This is a genomic window from Catalinimonas locisalis (assembly GCF_038039535.1).
Classification (GTDB): Bacteria; Bacteroidota; Bacteroidia; order Cytophagales; family Cyclobacteriaceae; genus Catalinimonas.
Map to the genome: position 1 here is coordinate 1 of NZ_JBBPHP010000024.1, position 16,636 is coordinate 16,636.

The window sequence follows — 16,636 nt, forward strand, 5'->3', positions numbered from 1 at the left end:
AATTGGAGCTAAAGCCTGAAGATGTGGGCTTTGCAACTACTTGATAATAAGCACCAAATTTGACGTTAGTCAGAATACAAATAGATGTACGAGCGATGCAGGTAGATATACTGATTGCCAGCGGGTATAAATGGATGACTTCCGGTTTTGGAAATGCAGTGCTTTACCTCAGAAAAGAGCTCCTTGATCGTTTTCAACAACCTGTGGTGGGTAACAATAGTCTGGATGGTTTTCCTGATTTTAAAAATAGCAGCGAGCTTTCTTTTAACATGAGGAGTTTTGAAGTAGGTCATTTTGCCTTTGCTAGTTTTCTGAACATGGGCAATGCTCTGAAAGAGATAATGGCTATCGGGCTTGAGCAAATTTATGCCCGAAATCAGAAACTGATGACTTATGTGTATCAAACTTTGGAAGATAAAATTATCACTTTTTATCCTCAGGAAAATAGGTCAAGTATAATAGTGCTAAAAGGTGACCAGGCTTTATATGAAAAACTTACACACCAAAACATTGCTACTACCATCCGTGGAAAAGGCATAAGAGCAGGCTTGCATTTTTATAACACTGAAGAGGATGTGGATATACTTGCAAAAGCGTTGGCTTAAACTTAATTTTCGCCTAAATCAAAGAAATATTTAATATTAACATTAGACTCCTAAAGGTAGTTAGGTCAATGTTAACAAATACTATTAATTTTTTTGGCATTATATTTTTAAACTTAATTCATGAATATGCTATCTAGAAGCATATACTCATGACAGCCTGCATATATGCGAAAGAGTACTATTCCCCTTATCATTGCTATCGGATTTGCTTCATGCTTTGCTTATTTACTTTTCCGAACCGTACTGGAACAAAGCGATCATCCAGTTACATTTGAGCTTTTTGCTGCCCTTATCGGCGTTTCCATTACTGTACTACTCACAAGTATTTTACTCAAGAGGCAGACTGGAGCGGAGTTGAGAAAGGAAGAGAACGTGATGTTTCTTGACTTAAAAATGAAAACCTATACCGAACTCATTGAACAGCTTCAGGATATTATCTCCAAAAAGAATGTACTGGAAGAAGATATGATTGAAATACGTTTGCTCAATCAGAAGCTTACTTTTATCGGTAGTGAAGAAGTATTGATCGCTTTTAATAGTTTTTCCCGATGCTTTGCGAGGCTGGCACTCAAGGATGGAATTGATGATGATGATATTGATGAACTTCTAGAAGAACTAAGCGAACTAAGCGTTTTCATCAGAAAAGACCTTATGCATACTGCTCCCCGTAAGCTGGATAGTGAAGCGAAAATTAGAGAAGCAGTAAGAAGAAGTAATAAGAACCTTGATATAGAGTAGATAGAAAAAGCACCTGCCTGTTTAATTTAAGACAGGTGCAATCTATATTAACTTATGCCTTCTTTTAACATGCTTGAATAGTTCTTTTTAAATTTTTCAATCTTCGGACGAGCTACATTGATGATGTACGGATTATCCGGATTGTGTTCATAATAGTTCTGATGATAATCCTCCGCTTCATAAAACTTTTCTAATGCACTAAGTTTAGTAACAATAGGTTCATCATATTTACCAGATTGTGATAGTTTTTCCATATAGGCTCTTGCTGCCTCTTGCTGTTGTTCATCATGGTAAAAAACTTCTGAGCGGTACTGCTTCCCGATGTCAGGACCTTGACGGTTGAGCTGTGTAGGATCATGGGTTCCAAAAAATACTTCCAGCAATTCTTCATAGGTTACCACCTCCGGATCATAATATATTTGAATGCTTTCGGCATAATTGGTCTGACCAGCAGCTACTTCCTGATATGTGGGATCAGGCTTTTCACCACCTGCATATCCTGATACAACACTTTTAACACCTTTCACCTGTTCAAATACTGCTTCAGTACACCAGAAGCATCCGCCCGCAAACGTTGCTATACTTAAGTCATCCTTTTGTTGCTCAGAAAAGGAAGCAGGCTCAACGGTATAACTTGAAGATTGCAGCTCGCCTTGAGCCTTTTGATTGCTCACACAGGCCACCATTAATATAGCTGTAAATAGTATTGATAGATATTTCATAATATTTAATTGTCTTAGTTTCTTTATTAACAAACATAAGTATTCATAAAAAGTTGTGCTCAAAACTATATAAGCAAAAGCTTAAAATAGTTAGCAGTCTGACATTCGTGGAAGTGAATATTACCATTTTGTGTTACTTGCACACAATAGAAAAATAAGAAAAGCATGTAAGGAATGCAGTAATAAAGTACTAATCTATCAGTAAGTATATCTGCTCAAAAGAGGCTGCGCTATCAAATTTATTTTTGATTCATGAACTAATATTTATGTAAGTTTTATTTAATTTTGGAACATTTTAGAAGGGATTTTACACAAATTTCGTTCATGATATATGTTCATAAATCAGTGTAATCCTACTAATTTCTTGGCGTGACAGATATGAAATATTAATAAAGTTCAATTAATTATTCAATCTATGTTAATGACAGACCTACGATATTGAAAATGTAAAAGTTGTTTTTCTGAGGTCATTGATATTAGTATAATTCAAATTTTTTCGGCCTTTACCTTTTGGATGCATGTAGAATGAAGCTACATTATTCTGTTATTATTATCATATTTTTGTCCAGAATTGTTATAGATTTAAAAAATATTACCATGTGCTTAATGCATTTGTATGAGATATTTTATTAGGGAGGGGTTAGTAGTAGTATTGCTGATGTTATCATACAGGGTACAATCACAAACTGCTCCGCATTTTTCACCACCTTCTCCGTATCCTATTGAAGTTACCATGCCCAACGGACAAACGCTTCATATCATAGGAAGAGGAAATGATGACGTACACTGGGCAGAAACTACTGATGGCTATACTGTAGTTAAAAGTGAGCAGGGCTATTATGAGTACGCAAGACAGCAAAATGGGAAATTAATTGCCAGCGGTATTATTGCTTCAGACCCTCAAGACAGAACAATGCTGGAAGCAAGACAAATTCTTACCATTGCCAAGCATTTGAATCAGGCCAATACGGATGTGTTGCTCAGAAGAAAGCAGGAAATCATCCCGTTAAGTAGTTCGGCTGAAATAGAGGGGGCAGTTCCTCATGAAGGTAAAGTCAATCTGCTGGCAATTTGTATTGAGTATCCAGACCTGCCTCATAGTGAGAATGTAGATTACTTTTATAATTTACTTAATGAAGGTGTTGATGGTAATCCATCTTTGAGAGACTATTTTTTAGAAAACAGCTACGGTAAACTGGATCTTTCTGTAGATGTAGTAGGGTGGGTTCAGGCAGCGAATAACTATAGCTACTATGGTGATGACCAGGGAAAAGCACGCTCCAGAGAATTAGTTAAAGAAGCAATAAAAGCTGGTGAGTTACAAGGAGTGGATTATTCACAATATGACAATGACAACGATGGAGATGTGGATGGAGTCATTATCATTCATTCAGGGCCTGGAGCAGAGGAAGGTTCCAGAAGAGAATATATTTGGTCACATCGTTGGTCTATTCCATTTGAGTATTACGATAACAAGTTCATCTTTGACTACATGATACAGCCCGAAACGAGAAGTGGAGCTGTATACGATTATTCGGTAGGCATAGGAATCTTTTGTCATGAGTTTGGGCATTTGCTGGGATTACCAGATCTATATGATGTTGATTTAAATAATGGTCAAAGCAATGGAATTGGTAACTGGGGCTTGATGGGACTGGGGCAGTGGTTGGGTAATGAAGATTATCCCTCAGCGATGACTGCCTGGAGTAAAGAAAGTTTGGGATGGGTAGAGGTGGAAAACATTACCGAGGACTTAGGAAGGTATTCGCTTAATGCTGCTAGCCAGTCAGCTAAGGTCTATCGTATTGACACAGAACATAGCAATGAATATTTTCTGCTTGAAAACCGGCAGCAGACAGGCTTTGATCAATACCAGAGAGGGAGTGGGATGGCCATTTGGCATATTAATACCGACAAAACCAGTTTATATCCCTCCAGTAATTCAGTGAATGGTGATGAAAACCTCAAGGGAGTAGACCTTGAGGAGGCAGATGGAAATGCTGATCTGGATGGCTCTGTAAATCGTTCCGATGCAGGGGATTTGTTTCCGGGAAGTTCTGAGCAAAAAGCTTTTAATGTATTTACTAACCCTACTTCTGAAACTTATGCCAGATCAAACAACAGTACTGAAACAGGCATTAGCATAGAAGAAATTGAAGAAGCTGAAAATGGAACAATTAGCTTTTTGCATACCCGACTATTTTCAAACAGCGGTGCAAATTGTCAAAATCCATTAGTAGCTTTTCTTGGAGAAAATGAAGTGAGTAAAACCAACTCCTGGTTTGAATTTAGTATGCCACAGGCGGGCAGCCTCCGTATCTCTACTGAGCAGGCAGGTCGTCCTACCTCAGCCGAAGTTTTTGCCAGTTGCAATGCCAATACGCCTCTGGTAGCAGCATCCTCCCCCAATAATGGTACTGAGCACGTACCCATGAATATTAAGTATTTGGCCAAAGGAGAAAAAATTCTTATTCGTTGGAACAATGTATCTGGTAACAATCAGCCTTTTAGTTTCTCTATTGCGATAGAAGGAAGAGTAAATGTTCAGGACTCGCTTGCGCTAGTAGCCATGTACAATCAGATGGGTGGAAACAGCTGGAGTAAAAAAGGCAGATGGCTGAGCGCTCCCGTTAGCAGTTGGGAAGGAGTAACTGTGACCAATGGAAGAGTAACCAGACTGGATTTTTATAATGCCGGACTCAGAGGAAATCTGCCCGATGCATTTTATAACTTGAGAGAGTTACGTTTCCTCACCTTTGCAGACAATGCGGTTAGCGGTACATTAGATAGCAGATTTGGGCAATTTACCAAATTAGAAGAGGTGTTGGTAAGAGAGAGAAATCTAAGTGGCTCTTTTCTATCAGTACTTTCTTCTTTGAAGCAGTTGAAAAGTCTGAAACTTCAGGAAATCACCCTGAATGGCTCCTTACCGCAAAATATAGATCAGTTAAGTATACTGGAGCATCTTGAAATTCAGAATGCATCGCTCAGCGGTAGTTTGCCTTCTACCATTGGAAATCTTGCCAGGTTGAAAAATTTAATTCTTACCGGAAATAAACTTTCTGGTACTTTACCAAGCAGTGTAGTGGGCTTAAGAGAGTTGCAGTTTTTTAGTGCCGATAAAAATCAATTTACCGGAACACTGCCTGCTGAGTTGGTTGCTCTTCCAGTTTTGCAAACTTTATCTCTAGAAGAAAATGGCTTAAGTGCTCTACCCGCAAATTTATTTAGTTCTAACTCACTTACATCAGTCAATCTAAGTAACAATTTAATCAGTGGAGAATTGCCCAAGTCAGTTAACCGTACTTCTACCAGCCTGATTAGTGTTGATCTAAGCGAAAATCAGATTAAAGGTATAGTAAGTGAAAACCTCAGTAAAATAAATTTTTCCAGGTTTGATCTTGCAGTGAACCAACTTGAGGGCAAACTCCCTGCACTTAAAGTTGATACGTATATAAGCATTGCATCTAATAATTTTACTGCATTAGAAAAGCTCCAGGATATTGGACAGAATCAGTCTAATTTGATTTTATGGTGCCAGTCCAATTCTCTTACCTTTGAAGATTTGATTCCCAACATAGCTTACTTGTCGGGGAATAATGCTTCTCAGCGTTACAGCCCTCAGGATACTATCCAGGTAGGTATTAATGAAACTTTGAATCAAGGGGCTTCCAGGAATATTTCATTTGCCGAAGATGAAGGGCAGTCTTCAAATCGCTACCAATGGTTTTTGAACGGAGAAAGTATCAGTAACGCCAATGGAAAGAGCCTGGAAATCACAAGTTTCAATAGTGAAAAGGCTGGTAAGTACATTTGTAAAGTTACTAATACGCAACTGAGTGGTTTGACATTGGTCATTGGCGGCATTGATTTGAAACTAAAACAAAAAGAAGTACAGGTCATTTCGGTTAGCCCAATTTCACCAAAAACCTTTGGAGACGATGAATTTGACATTAACGCATCTTCCAGTGCAGGTTTAGGACTAACTTACAGCAGAATTAGTGGACCAATAGAAATAAACGGAAGCAAAGTAAGTATCAAAGGAGCAGGCGAGGCCAAAATTCTGGTGAGACAGGATGGAAACAATACTTATCATGAAACGGAGCAGATAGTCACCTTTAATATTGCTAAAGCCAGCCAAACCATCAATGAGGTAAGCATCCCACAAAAAACATACGGTGATGATAATTTCAACCTTGCAGTAAGTGCAAGTAGCGGTTTGCCGGTAGCACTGAGGGTTGAAAGTGGAAATGTAGCATTGAATAACACTGAAATAAGTATCAATGGGACAGGTGATGTTATCATCATTGCCAGCCAAAGTGGTAGTGAAAATTATCAGGCTGCCGCCCAAAAGACAATTCGCTTCAGTATTGCTAAGGCTCCACAGAGCATTAGTTTTCCTGAAATAGATGACAAAGTATATGGAGATGGCCCTCTGTCATTAAATCCCACTGCTAGTTCTGAGCTTCCAGTGAACATTAATGTTCTGGAAGGAAATGTGCAATGGAGTGGGGGGCAGTTAGTACTTCTAAGTGCAGGAAGAGTGACTTTGCGTGCCTCTCAGGTCGGTAATGAAAATTACCTTTCGGCTTCCCCACTTGAACGTAGCTTTGAAGTGGCCAAGGCTGATCAGGAAATATTTTTTGATGAAATATATGATAGAGATCTGGCGGACCCTCCATTAGAACTTGAGGCATATAGCAGCGTTGAAGGTCTGGAGGTTAGTTTTAGACTCATTGAAGGCGATGCTGAAATTTCTGAGAATAATATCTTGACAGTCAAAAATACAGGAAACATCATTGTAGAAGCTTTTCAGCCAGGTAATACTAATTACAATGAAGCTGAGCCCAAACAGCAAAGCTTTTTTGTACATTCATCTGCCAAAGATACCCAAACGATAGCGCTGAAGGCATTACCCGACACTGTAAGCGTAATTGATAGAGTAACTATGAATTGGACAGTTAGTAGTGGATTAGAAGCTAAAATCTCTGTTGACGGTCCTGCCACCCTGCTCAATGATGAAATTTCTTTTTCCTCTGTAGGAGTCGTAAAAATTAAGTTTGAGCAAAATGGGAATGAAGAGTTTAATGCTGCATTACCGGTGGAACATACATTTGTGGTAACTAAAGCAAATCAAAGTATTAGCGTTAGTAATCCTGGTGATATTGCACTGAACAGTGGACAGCTTAGCTTGGTAGCTTCTAGTAATAGCGGTTTGCCGGTGGGGTTTAGCATCATATCCGGAAAGGTTAGTTTGAACGGCAATGTACTAACACTTGAAGAAAGTGGAGAAGTTGTTATTGAAGCTTATCAGGATGGAAATGAATTGTACCAAGCTGCCGAAGCTATACGCTTTTCATTTAACGTATATGCCGAGGAAAGACAAACGCAAACACTTTCATATGATGATATTTCTGATAAAACATTTGGAGAAGCATCATTTCCACTGAACATCACTTCAACTTCCGATTTGCCGATTGTGATTGAAGTCAGTGGACCGGTCTCTGTGGATGGACAGGAAGTGAGCATTGAAGGTGCTGGGGAAGTAAGTATTAAAGTTTATCAGTCAGGAAATGACACATATGCGCCTAGTGACACTATTTTCTTAAACTTCAGTATTAAGAAAGCTTCCCAGAACATTGAATTTGAAATAGAAGCGACTGGTCCAGCCAAGTATTTCTTGAAAGCACAATCTGATGCAGGCTTACCCATTTCTTACGAAATAATAAAAGGAGAAGGGGAAATAATTGCTGATACATTATTCATCACTGGAGATCAGGATTTAGAAGTGATAGCCAGCCAGGCAGGTAATGAAAATTATCTTGCTGCCGAGCCAGTAAGCCTGATTATAAGTGCTGATAAGGTAACTTCTATTGATGAGATTGAGGAAGTAGAGGTCAGCATTTTCCCTAATCCGAGCCTAGGGCTATTTAAATTGGATTATGGATCTTCAAAAAAGCAAAGAATTCTGAAAGTGCATACTTCTGAGGGTAGATTGATTTATCATTCAGAGGAAGAAGCTTCACCCACAGAAATTGATTTGACAACCCATGCGCCCGGAGTCTATCTTCTAAGTGTACAGAAAGGTGATCGTACAACATATTACCGTCTGATTAAGCAGTAAATCCAGGAAATTTTTCAATAAGGAGGGCTGTTACTAATGCCCTCCTTTTTTTGCTTCTAAAGTGATGCCAAGTTTTTTTATCAAGGTCTCAAGGGTTAGGCCCTGCACGATGATGGAGAATACTACAACCACATAGGTGACTGTCAGAAAAAACTCTCTGTTCATATCTTCGGAAAGAGAGAGTGCAAGTGCGATGGAAATACCGCCTCTTAAACCACCCCAAGTCATGATGAGATCTGTATGAGGGACAAAGTTCAGCTTCTTGCGGAACATCGCAATGGGTACTTTGAGTACGAGGTAGCGGGAGATCAATACAATTGCTATTGCCATGATGCCTGCAATCAAATATGAACCCTCATAAGAGATGATGAGTAATTCTAGGCCAATCAGGACAAACAATACTGCATTAAGAAAGACATCTACCAATTCCCAAAACCGGTCAAGATATAGGCGAGTTGTTTCAGACATTGCAGTTTCACGGGCGCTGTTTCCTACAAATAATCCAGCTGCTACTACCGCTAAAGGGCCAGAAAAATGTAGCTTACTGGCTAATAAGTAACCCCCCATCACAATTGCAAGTGTGATCATCACTTCAGTTTCGTAATGATCAATGGTTCGGGTAAGTTGAAAAGTCAAATATCCTAATGCCAGGCCAAGTCCAATTCCTCCTAATACTTCTTCTGCAAATAAAATGGCTACTTCAGAAGCAGTTACATTTTCTATTCCTTTGCTGGCGATATTGAATAACGTAAGAAAAATTACCACACCAACACCATCATTGAAAAGTGATTCACCTACAAACTTGATTTCCAATTGTTTAGGTACGCCTATTTGTTTTAAAATACCTAAAACTGCAATGGGATCAGTAGGAGAGATAAGCGCTCCGAAAAGCAAGCAGTGAATATAGCTTACACCAATTCCCAGTAAGTTATTCACCAGATAGAAAAATACTGTGCCTACCAGGAAGGTAGAAGTTAAGACACCCACTGTTGCGAGTATTAGAATAGGAACCCCCTGTTCTTTTAATCTCTCCCAGTCAGTGTGCAGTGCGCCGGCAAATAATAAAAAGCTTAATAGAACATCCAGAATCAAATCACTGAAATCAATCTGATTGATTGTGTTCTCTGCAATACTGATAATGCTATCATTAAAAAGACCACTGATCAGGATGAGTAGGGTAAGTACAATAGCCATCATCATAAGGCCGATAGTGGTGGGCAGTTTTAAAAATCGGATATTGATGTAGCCAAATATTGATGAAATAACAACCAATAGCGTAATAATTGTAAAAATATCCATGCAGACAAATTGATTATTAGTTTGATTCTGCCAAAAATATCAAAATTTTCCATTACTGGTCTTTGGAAGCATGAATAAGGAGTTCTTTATCATATATGATAAAGTATTTATAAGAAATTGAGGAGAATATTCTACAGAATGGGATGAGAATTGTTAATTGCACTCCCCAAAAAAAAATTAAGTAATAATTGCTTTTATTTGAATATCAGGTAGTTATATAAAATGGGCTTATATTTGGCTTCTATATATTACATTTTTTAACCAAAAAGCTTTTGTTATGCTTAAATGGACAGTAATATTTTTGATCATTGCTTTGATTGCAGCCGTATTTGGATTTGGAGGCATCGCAGCAGGTGCAGCTTCAATTGCTAAGATTTTATTCTTTATCTTCTTAGTATTATTTGTAATCTCACTGATAATGGGATTTGTAAGAAAACACTGACGCTAAATAAAAAGCCCTTGACATAGTTTTTGTCAAGGGCTAATTTTTTATTTACGTTAGCGCTAAGTTGATTTTTTAAGCACTATTTTTTGAGCGTCTTTTTGAGCAACTTCCTCATAAAATTCTACAAGTTTAGAATAGTCAGAAGAGGGAAAGTTGCCTTTATTTGTTTTAAAAGTTCGTATATACACAATTTTTCCCTGTTCCTGCTGAAAAGTAATAGAATATTCCCCAAAGTCTGAGATGATACTAGATGACTCAGGAATATACTCGGGATGCATATTTTCTGGAATCAAATAAGTAATGGTGTCTGTATCCACAAAAGATTTAGTCATTACCACATCATAGATTCTATCTTCCAGTTCAGGGGGTGTTCCATCCAACTGATTAAGCAGATTTGGTGTAAAAAATAGTCGTGAGCTACTACTTTGTGCATACTTATCCATGCTGATTTCTAGTTTCTCCCTGATGCTAGCCTTTCCTTCATCACTTTTAGTATATCTGTATTCATTGAGCGTAAAGTTAGGGATAGCAGTTTTCTGATAAATGATCATTTCCTGCTCATTAGCTGGTATTTCAAGAATAGAACTGATATGGTCGTACTGCAATCCCTGATAAGTGGTCAGTACTTCTGCTTTACCGTTTCCTTCTTCTGCTAGAGCAACTACTGCTTTTCTGATTTGAAGATTTTCATCTCTATGGTAATTTTTTGTTCTACCGATTTTGCCTCCTTCTTCATCAATTATTAGTACATCTCTGTCACTGGTAAAATAGCCCAGGTAACCAAATGGGTTATTCTGATCGGTACATTCCAGCCAGATGGTATCGTTTTCAATAGGTACACAGAGAATGGCATGATTGAACTGTGTGCTGGGAAAATCTTTGAAGATAGGGGAAGCATCCACCCCCGCTCTGATCAGGGTATAGTAACTTTCAATTCCGGCAGTTTTAAGTAGCGCTTTGGTATAATTTGTTAATGCTTTGCAGTCACCATAACCTACTTTATCTACCGTAGCAGCATCAAATGGCTGATAGCCACCAATCCCCAACTGTATACTCACGTAGCGCGTCTTAGACTGCATGTATTCATAGATCAACTTAATCTGTTCACGCTTGTCATCTACATTCCTGATAAGCTCGCGCACTATTGTTTCGGTAGTTGGAGGAAGTACATCCCTTCCGTCATTTAGTTTTTTGACCCACAGCCCAAAGTTTTGCCAGCTTTCCATGTTACCAGCATAATCTTCAAACTCAAAATCATTAGGTGCAAGGTACAAGGAGGGTACGAGTTGAGAAAAGTTTGGACTCAAAGGTTCTTTTTCAATTGCAGCAAAGTTTTGAAGCTTCCATGTCGTAGTTTTTGACCCTATGGACTGGCTGCTGACTGGAGCCTCATCTATATTGATAGCTTTGAAACGGAAGTCTAGGTCATTAGGTGTGATAATGCTAAAGCTAGAGCTTTCTACTGCATGCTTATCTGCGCTCACCGGCTCCCAGCCAGGATAATAAAATAATCCATCAAATTCCATCTCGTAGCTATACTCAACAGTAAAAGGATACTGATGACTGTTGTACATGTAATAAACCATGCGGTTGTCATCATAAAGAGAATAAGAAGAGTTTGCACTAAAATCTTCCATCTCGCTTTTTTTGACTTTTTTTATCTCTTCTCCATTGGCATCGTAAATAGTGCAGGAGATATTTTTTACTTTACGTTGAGGGTCATAAGATATGTACAAAGGCGCAAAATTGTCACCGTGCTGATTTAGTATTGTAATTACTTTATGTACTTCTAATGTTGCTTCATCAATCGCTTTGACTGTAAATATTTCTTCTTCCAGACGAGTTACAGCATCTGCATTGACTTTCAGCTTTTCGTCTAGTGCGTCAAGGCTGTATTTTGGGATACTATTAGCGTGAACAAAAGTATTCACAAATAGTATTGCTATTGACAGAATATAAGTTCTCATTATTCAGTTTTTTGTAGTTTACGTAAAACAACTTGTTCTGCTTGTTTGGCGACAATCAAATTATAAAACTCTCTCAGGTTAGGATATTCCTGTGCATAAAACCTGCTCTTATTAATTTCCAGTTTATTGACTACTTGTATGATATTGCCAATTTGCTTGGTCTGGTAAATAAAGCGAGCACTGTTATCAGGTAAGGCAATGATCAGATCTTCCGGTACTTCTTCTACCTCATAGTTTTCTGGAAGCGTTAGGTTCATCATATACATCCGTTTATTGGTATGTGCATAATCAACCGGATAAAGTCTGTTTTTTAGTTTGAAAGGATTTTCCTTAACCTGGTCAATGAGTACTGGATTGAGGTAAAGGAGGTTTCCGGCCTGAAGTACCCCATCGGTGGAAGTAACTTCTATATCTTCTTCAAGGGGTTCATACACCTCATCCCATTTTTTGGACTCATAATGACTAATGTCCCAACCAGAGTTTTCTTCCTCAAGATCTTCTTTTCTTTCATCTTCTTTCTGGTAATACTTCTGTCTAAGTTTGAGCGCCTGATAGTCACTTGCTGAGAACTTGATTTTGGCCTCCAGCTGCTTCTCTTGATTAAAAGATACATTGGCTACCATCATCATCTTGGAATCTGCGCTTTGAGATTCATCAAGCTTTACCCATTTTTCTCCATGTTCTTCAGTAATGATTCTACCCATTCCATTCAGGCAGCGGATAGGGAGTAAGTTGTATGGACAGTTTTGCTCAGTAGCATCTAATAATAGGGATTGTCCTTCAATATTTACCTGGGCAACCACATAATTATACTGTTTGAGCATGGGGTATGAGGTGATCATCATACCATGGGTACGGGTACTCAGAGCTACCGGATTGGCGGCTATGCCTACAGTTCTCAACATGGCTATCAAAGTGAGGTTGATGTCAGCAGAATTGCCAGATTGTTCTTCAAGGGTTTTTTTGCTACTCTGATTTGCAAACAGACTTTGTTCACCATTCCAGCGCACCTGGTCGCGCATATAAGAATAAAGCAAAGCCAGTTTTTTTAGATTCTCAGTTTCTCCAGTAGTGAGGTCTTCAGCTGTTTTTTTGAGCGTACCTTTTTTATCTAGAATACCACCAAATTGCTCTGCATCTAACAATTCCCCATCAATATCTTCCCAGCTTCGGGTATATACTTTCATGGTTTCACCCGGAAACTGGATGCTGGAAAGTTCAAACGAAACCTTCATCACATAGTCATTCATGGTAGTAATGTATGGTTCTTCGTATAAAGCCGGGACATCGATAGCCACCCACCTTTGGGTATGTACAGTAAAATTTAATGCGTGATTACTATATTGAGTATGTACCTGCCCACTGCGAAACCCATTTCCTCCACTTCTGCTTTTGGAAGAAAAGTTAAACGTACCTGATTCATTACCAGTTTCGTGTATGGCTAAAGCATAATACCCTCTCTGAAACTGTTTGTAGTGGAAGTATTCGGGAATAGCTACCTTATACTCGCTCCAAACTACTGGAATCTCCTGTTGAAACTCCCAGTCCTGTAGGTTAAATAAGAAATCAGAAGTAATGGTATACTCATATTCCAGCACAGAACCTACTTGAACAGCAGGCATGGTGAATTTAACGATGTCGTAATTTTCACTATACTTTTCAGTAAATTCACTGCTGTTTTTAAGTTTTTCTTTTCTCTGGTTACCATCAATCAAGTTGTAGGTATAGCCTTTTATTCCAGTAATGCCTTCTTTCTCACTTCCATCACGATAAAGAGGTATTTCTATATTTGCGTAATCATAACCATCAGATGTAAGGATTTTGATACGCGTATGCCGGGTAAACTCAAGTTTTATCCCACCAGCCTGATTATAGATAAACCTGGTGTAACCAATATCACTTAATACTACTGCTGATGCGCTGCTATCCTGGGGGTATACATCCATTTTGAGTTCCTCTTCACTGACTTTTCCAAATTTAATATCCTGATCTTGACCCGATACCAACAATGGAAATAGTAAAAAAACGATTAGTAGCAAATTAAGTATTGTCTTCATTTTTATAAATTAAAAACTTAATATTTACACAAATATTACATATATTATTAAATAATGAAAATAATAATAAAAAAAGTTATATAAATCTTACGAAGCAGTGAGAGCTTATTAGGTGAATAGGACTTAACCAATTGGACTGCAGTTATTAAAAGCTTGCATTGAGCCACATCAACCAGGACTTACACATATATTGGGGCTAGTATTACATTGGAGAGATTGAAATATAAATATATATTGCTGGCTAAAACCTACATGTGATTATGAGAAAATGCTTACTGTGCATACTCTTACTGTGTGCATTTCCTTTAGTAGTGGCTGCTCAGCAGACCTATATTCATTGTGGTAATCTGATTGATGGAATTGCACAAACTCCACGGACCGAAGTAACTTTAATCGTTGAAAATAATATCATTACTGCTGTGGAAGAAGGTTACCTGGAGCCAGAAGCAAGTACAAAACTCATTGATTTAAAAAATAAAACGGTGTTGCCTGGCTTTATTGACCTTCACGTGCACATTCAAAACCAAAGTAGTCGTGATAATTACTCCAAAGGCTTCCGCCTGAACGACGCAGATGTAGCGCTGGAAGCTACACAATATGCTAGTATTACCTTGATGTCAGGCTTTACTACTGTTAGAGATTTGGGGGGAGATGGAATCAATATCTCTCTGAGAAATGCCATTAACCGAGGATACATTACAGGCCCACGCATAATTACCGCCGGTAAGTCAATTGCAACTACTGGAGGACATGCTGATCCCACTAATGGTCTTAGAAAAGATCTTATGGGCGATCCTGGACCCAAAGAAGGTGTGATCAACGGGCCTGATGAAGCACGTAAAGCGGTAAGACAGCGCTACAAAGAAGGCTCAGATATGATCAAAATAACCGCTACGGGAGGGGTTTTAAGTTATGCCAAAGATGGCTCTGGCCCGCAGTTTAATGATGAAGAACTCATTGCTATCGTAGAGACAGCCAATGATTATGGCATGCATACCGCTGCGCATGCACATGGCGTGGAAGGAATGAAAAGAGCCGTACAGGCGGGTATTACCACCATAGAACACGGTACCATGATGAACGAAGAAATTATGGACCTGATGATTGAAAAAGGTACTTACTATGTCCCTACCATTACAGCCGGCCGTTCAGTGGCCGACTCAGCCAAAATCAGAGGGTATTACCCTTCAATCATTGTTCCTAAAGCCTTGGAGATAGGACCTAAAATTCAGGATACTTTTTCTAAAGCTTATCAGAGGGGAGTTAAAATTGCATTTGGAACAGATGCAGGAGTATTTGACCATGGTAAAAATGCCAAAGAGTTTGGCTACATGGTAGAAGCAGGAATGCCTGCCATAGAAGCCATACAATCTGCCACAGTTACTGCTGCTGAAGTATTAGGAATGAAGGATCAACTGGGGGCTATTGAGGCAAATAAGTTAGCAGATATTGTAGCTGTGGATGGAGATCCTTTGGAAGATATTAGCGTTCTGGAGAATATCACTTTCGTGATGAAAGATGGTAAGGTGTACAAGCACGAGTAGCACAATGATGAAAAAAAGCGTAAGAAAAATTCACTTAATTCAGCATCAGTTTGATACGAGTTTGGTATTTTTGCACGTTCAAAAACTGGCTTGAGACTATAAAGAAGCCATAAAATTTAAGAATCATGGGAAGAGCATTTGAATATCGCAGAGCAGCTAAAGAGAAACGGTGGGACAAAATGTCAAAAGTGTTTCCTAAGCTGGCCAAAGCCATTACAGTAGCTGCAAAAGAAGGTGGTCCTGATCCTGATATGAATGCCAAGCTTCGTACGGCAATTCAGAATGCAAAAGGACAAAACATGCCCAAAGACAATATTGAAGCGGCAATCAAAAGAGCTTTGGGCAAAGATGCTGAAGACTATGCAGAGGTAAACTATGAAGGCAAAGGACCCCATGGAGTTTTGGTCTTTGTAGAGTGCGCCACCGACAATACCACGCGTACAGTGGCTAATGTAAAGTCTTACTTCAATAAGTCTGGTGGATCCTTGGTGCCTACCGGCTCACTGGAGTTTATGTTCAATCGTAAAGCAGTTTTTGAATTTGAAAAACCTGAAGGTGTGGATGTGGAAGAACTTGAGCTAGAACTGATTGATGCCGGGCTGGAAGAAATAGAAGAGGGCGAGGAGGGTACATATTATGCATATGCTGACTATACCAATTTCGGTGCATTGTCTCATGCATTTGAAGAAAAGGATATTCAGGTAAACAATGCTTCTCTCAAGAGATTTCCGAATACAGAGGTGGAATTCAGTGAAGAAGATATGTTAGAGATAGAAAAGCTTATTGATAAGCTGGAAGATGATGATGATGTACAGGCAGTGTATACTAACATCGCATAAATACATTTACAAAGCGCGCTACTCAACGCGCTTTGTTTTTTTTCACCCTGATGACTTCTGTTAATGCTTTGGATGCTTTATTCATTCATAAAATTGTAAGATTTTGGGTGCTTGTCTATTGAGCTTGCTTCATAACAATATAAGGCTTTCCACTTCCGAAGCAATTTTCAACAGAAATTCTATATACGCTTTCCGTGGTTCTGCAACGACCTTGGTTTGAGAAAGAGAAAGTTAATTCTCTAAGTTCTTTCCTGCTAATAAAGCGACTGTCAGCTGAGTGCGGTTGATAAATCTAC

General features: G+C 38.8%; 10 protein-coding genes. 6 read left to right on the top strand and 4 right to left on the bottom strand.

Features of this window, described 5'->3' with window-relative positions; translation table 11 throughout:
• Nucleotides 1-59: 59 nt before the first annotated feature.
• Together WJR50_RS22400 and WJR50_RS22405 are read left to right on the top strand one after the other, a co-directional pair.
• The gene (locus WJR50_RS22400; RefSeq protein ID WP_341295563.1) at nt 60-605 is read left to right on the top strand and encodes an aminotransferase class V-fold PLP-dependent enzyme; all 546 of its coding nucleotides are present in this window, start codon (nt 60-62) and stop codon (nt 603-605) included.
• Nucleotides 606-770: 165 nt separating this feature from the next.
• Complete coding sequence (locus WJR50_RS22405) at nt 771-1,343, top strand: hypothetical protein (RefSeq protein ID WP_341295564.1); 573 nt, start codon at nt 771-773, stop codon at nt 1,341-1,343.
• A gap of 47 nt (nt 1,344-1,390) precedes the next feature.
• Here the strand turns inward: WJR50_RS22405 and msrA are convergent, their stop codons facing one another.
• Complete coding sequence (msrA, locus tag WJR50_RS22410) at nt 1,391-2,065, bottom strand: peptide-methionine (S)-S-oxide reductase MsrA (RefSeq protein WP_341295565.1); 675 nt, start codon at nt 2,063-2,065, stop codon at nt 1,391-1,393.
• Nucleotides 2,066-2,681: 616 nt separating this feature from the next.
• Between msrA and WJR50_RS22415 the strand changes: the two genes are divergently transcribed.
• Nucleotides 2,682-8,189 carry a M6 family metalloprotease domain-containing protein gene (locus WJR50_RS22415; protein WP_341295566.1) on the top strand — a complete coding sequence of 1,836 codons (5,508 nt, stop codon included), beginning with the start codon at nt 2,682-2,684 and terminating at the stop codon, nt 8,187-8,189.
• 33 nt (nt 8,190-8,222) lie between these two features.
• Here WJR50_RS22415 and WJR50_RS22420 read toward each other — a convergent pair whose 3' ends face one another.
• Complete coding sequence (locus WJR50_RS22420) at nt 8,223-9,488, bottom strand: cation:proton antiporter (RefSeq protein ID WP_341295567.1); 1,266 nt, start codon at nt 9,486-9,488, stop codon at nt 8,223-8,225.
• Nucleotides 9,489-9,765: 277 nt separating this feature from the next.
• Between WJR50_RS22420 and WJR50_RS22425 the strand changes: the two genes are divergently transcribed.
• Nucleotides 9,766-9,930, top strand: coding sequence for a DUF1328 domain-containing protein (locus WJR50_RS22425; RefSeq protein ID WP_341295568.1), 165 nt, complete (start codon nt 9,766-9,768; stop codon nt 9,928-9,930).
• A gap of 62 nt (nt 9,931-9,992) precedes the next feature.
• Here the strand turns inward: WJR50_RS22425 and WJR50_RS22430 are convergent, their stop codons facing one another.
• Nucleotides 9,993-11,900 (bottom strand): DUF3858 domain-containing protein, encoded by a 1,908-nt coding sequence (locus WJR50_RS22430; RefSeq protein WP_341295569.1) that lies wholly within the window; start codon nt 11,898-11,900, stop codon nt 9,993-9,995.
• The gene (locus WJR50_RS22435; protein WP_341295570.1) at nt 11,900-13,957 is read right to left on the bottom strand and encodes a DUF3857 domain-containing transglutaminase family protein; all 2,058 of its coding nucleotides are present in this window, start codon (nt 13,955-13,957) and stop codon (nt 11,900-11,902) included. Before WJR50_RS22435 ends, WJR50_RS22430 begins: the two co-directional genes overlap by 1 nt.
• Before the next feature lie 260 nt (nt 13,958-14,217).
• On the opposite strand from WJR50_RS22435, the gene WJR50_RS22440 reads away from it, so the two are divergent.
• Both WJR50_RS22440 and WJR50_RS22445 read left to right on the top strand, forming a co-directional pair.
• Nucleotides 14,218-15,501 carry a metal-dependent hydrolase family protein gene (locus WJR50_RS22440; RefSeq protein ID WP_341295571.1) on the top strand — a complete coding sequence of 428 codons (1,284 nt, stop codon included), beginning with the start codon at nt 14,218-14,220 and terminating at the stop codon, nt 15,499-15,501.
• 125 nt (nt 15,502-15,626) lie between these two features.
• On the top strand, nt 15,627-16,340 hold the full coding sequence (locus WJR50_RS22445) for a YebC/PmpR family DNA-binding transcriptional regulator (RefSeq protein ID WP_341295572.1): 714 nt from the start codon (nt 15,627-15,629) through the stop codon (nt 16,338-16,340).
• The last annotated feature ends 296 nt before the right edge of the window (nt 16,341-16,636 follow it).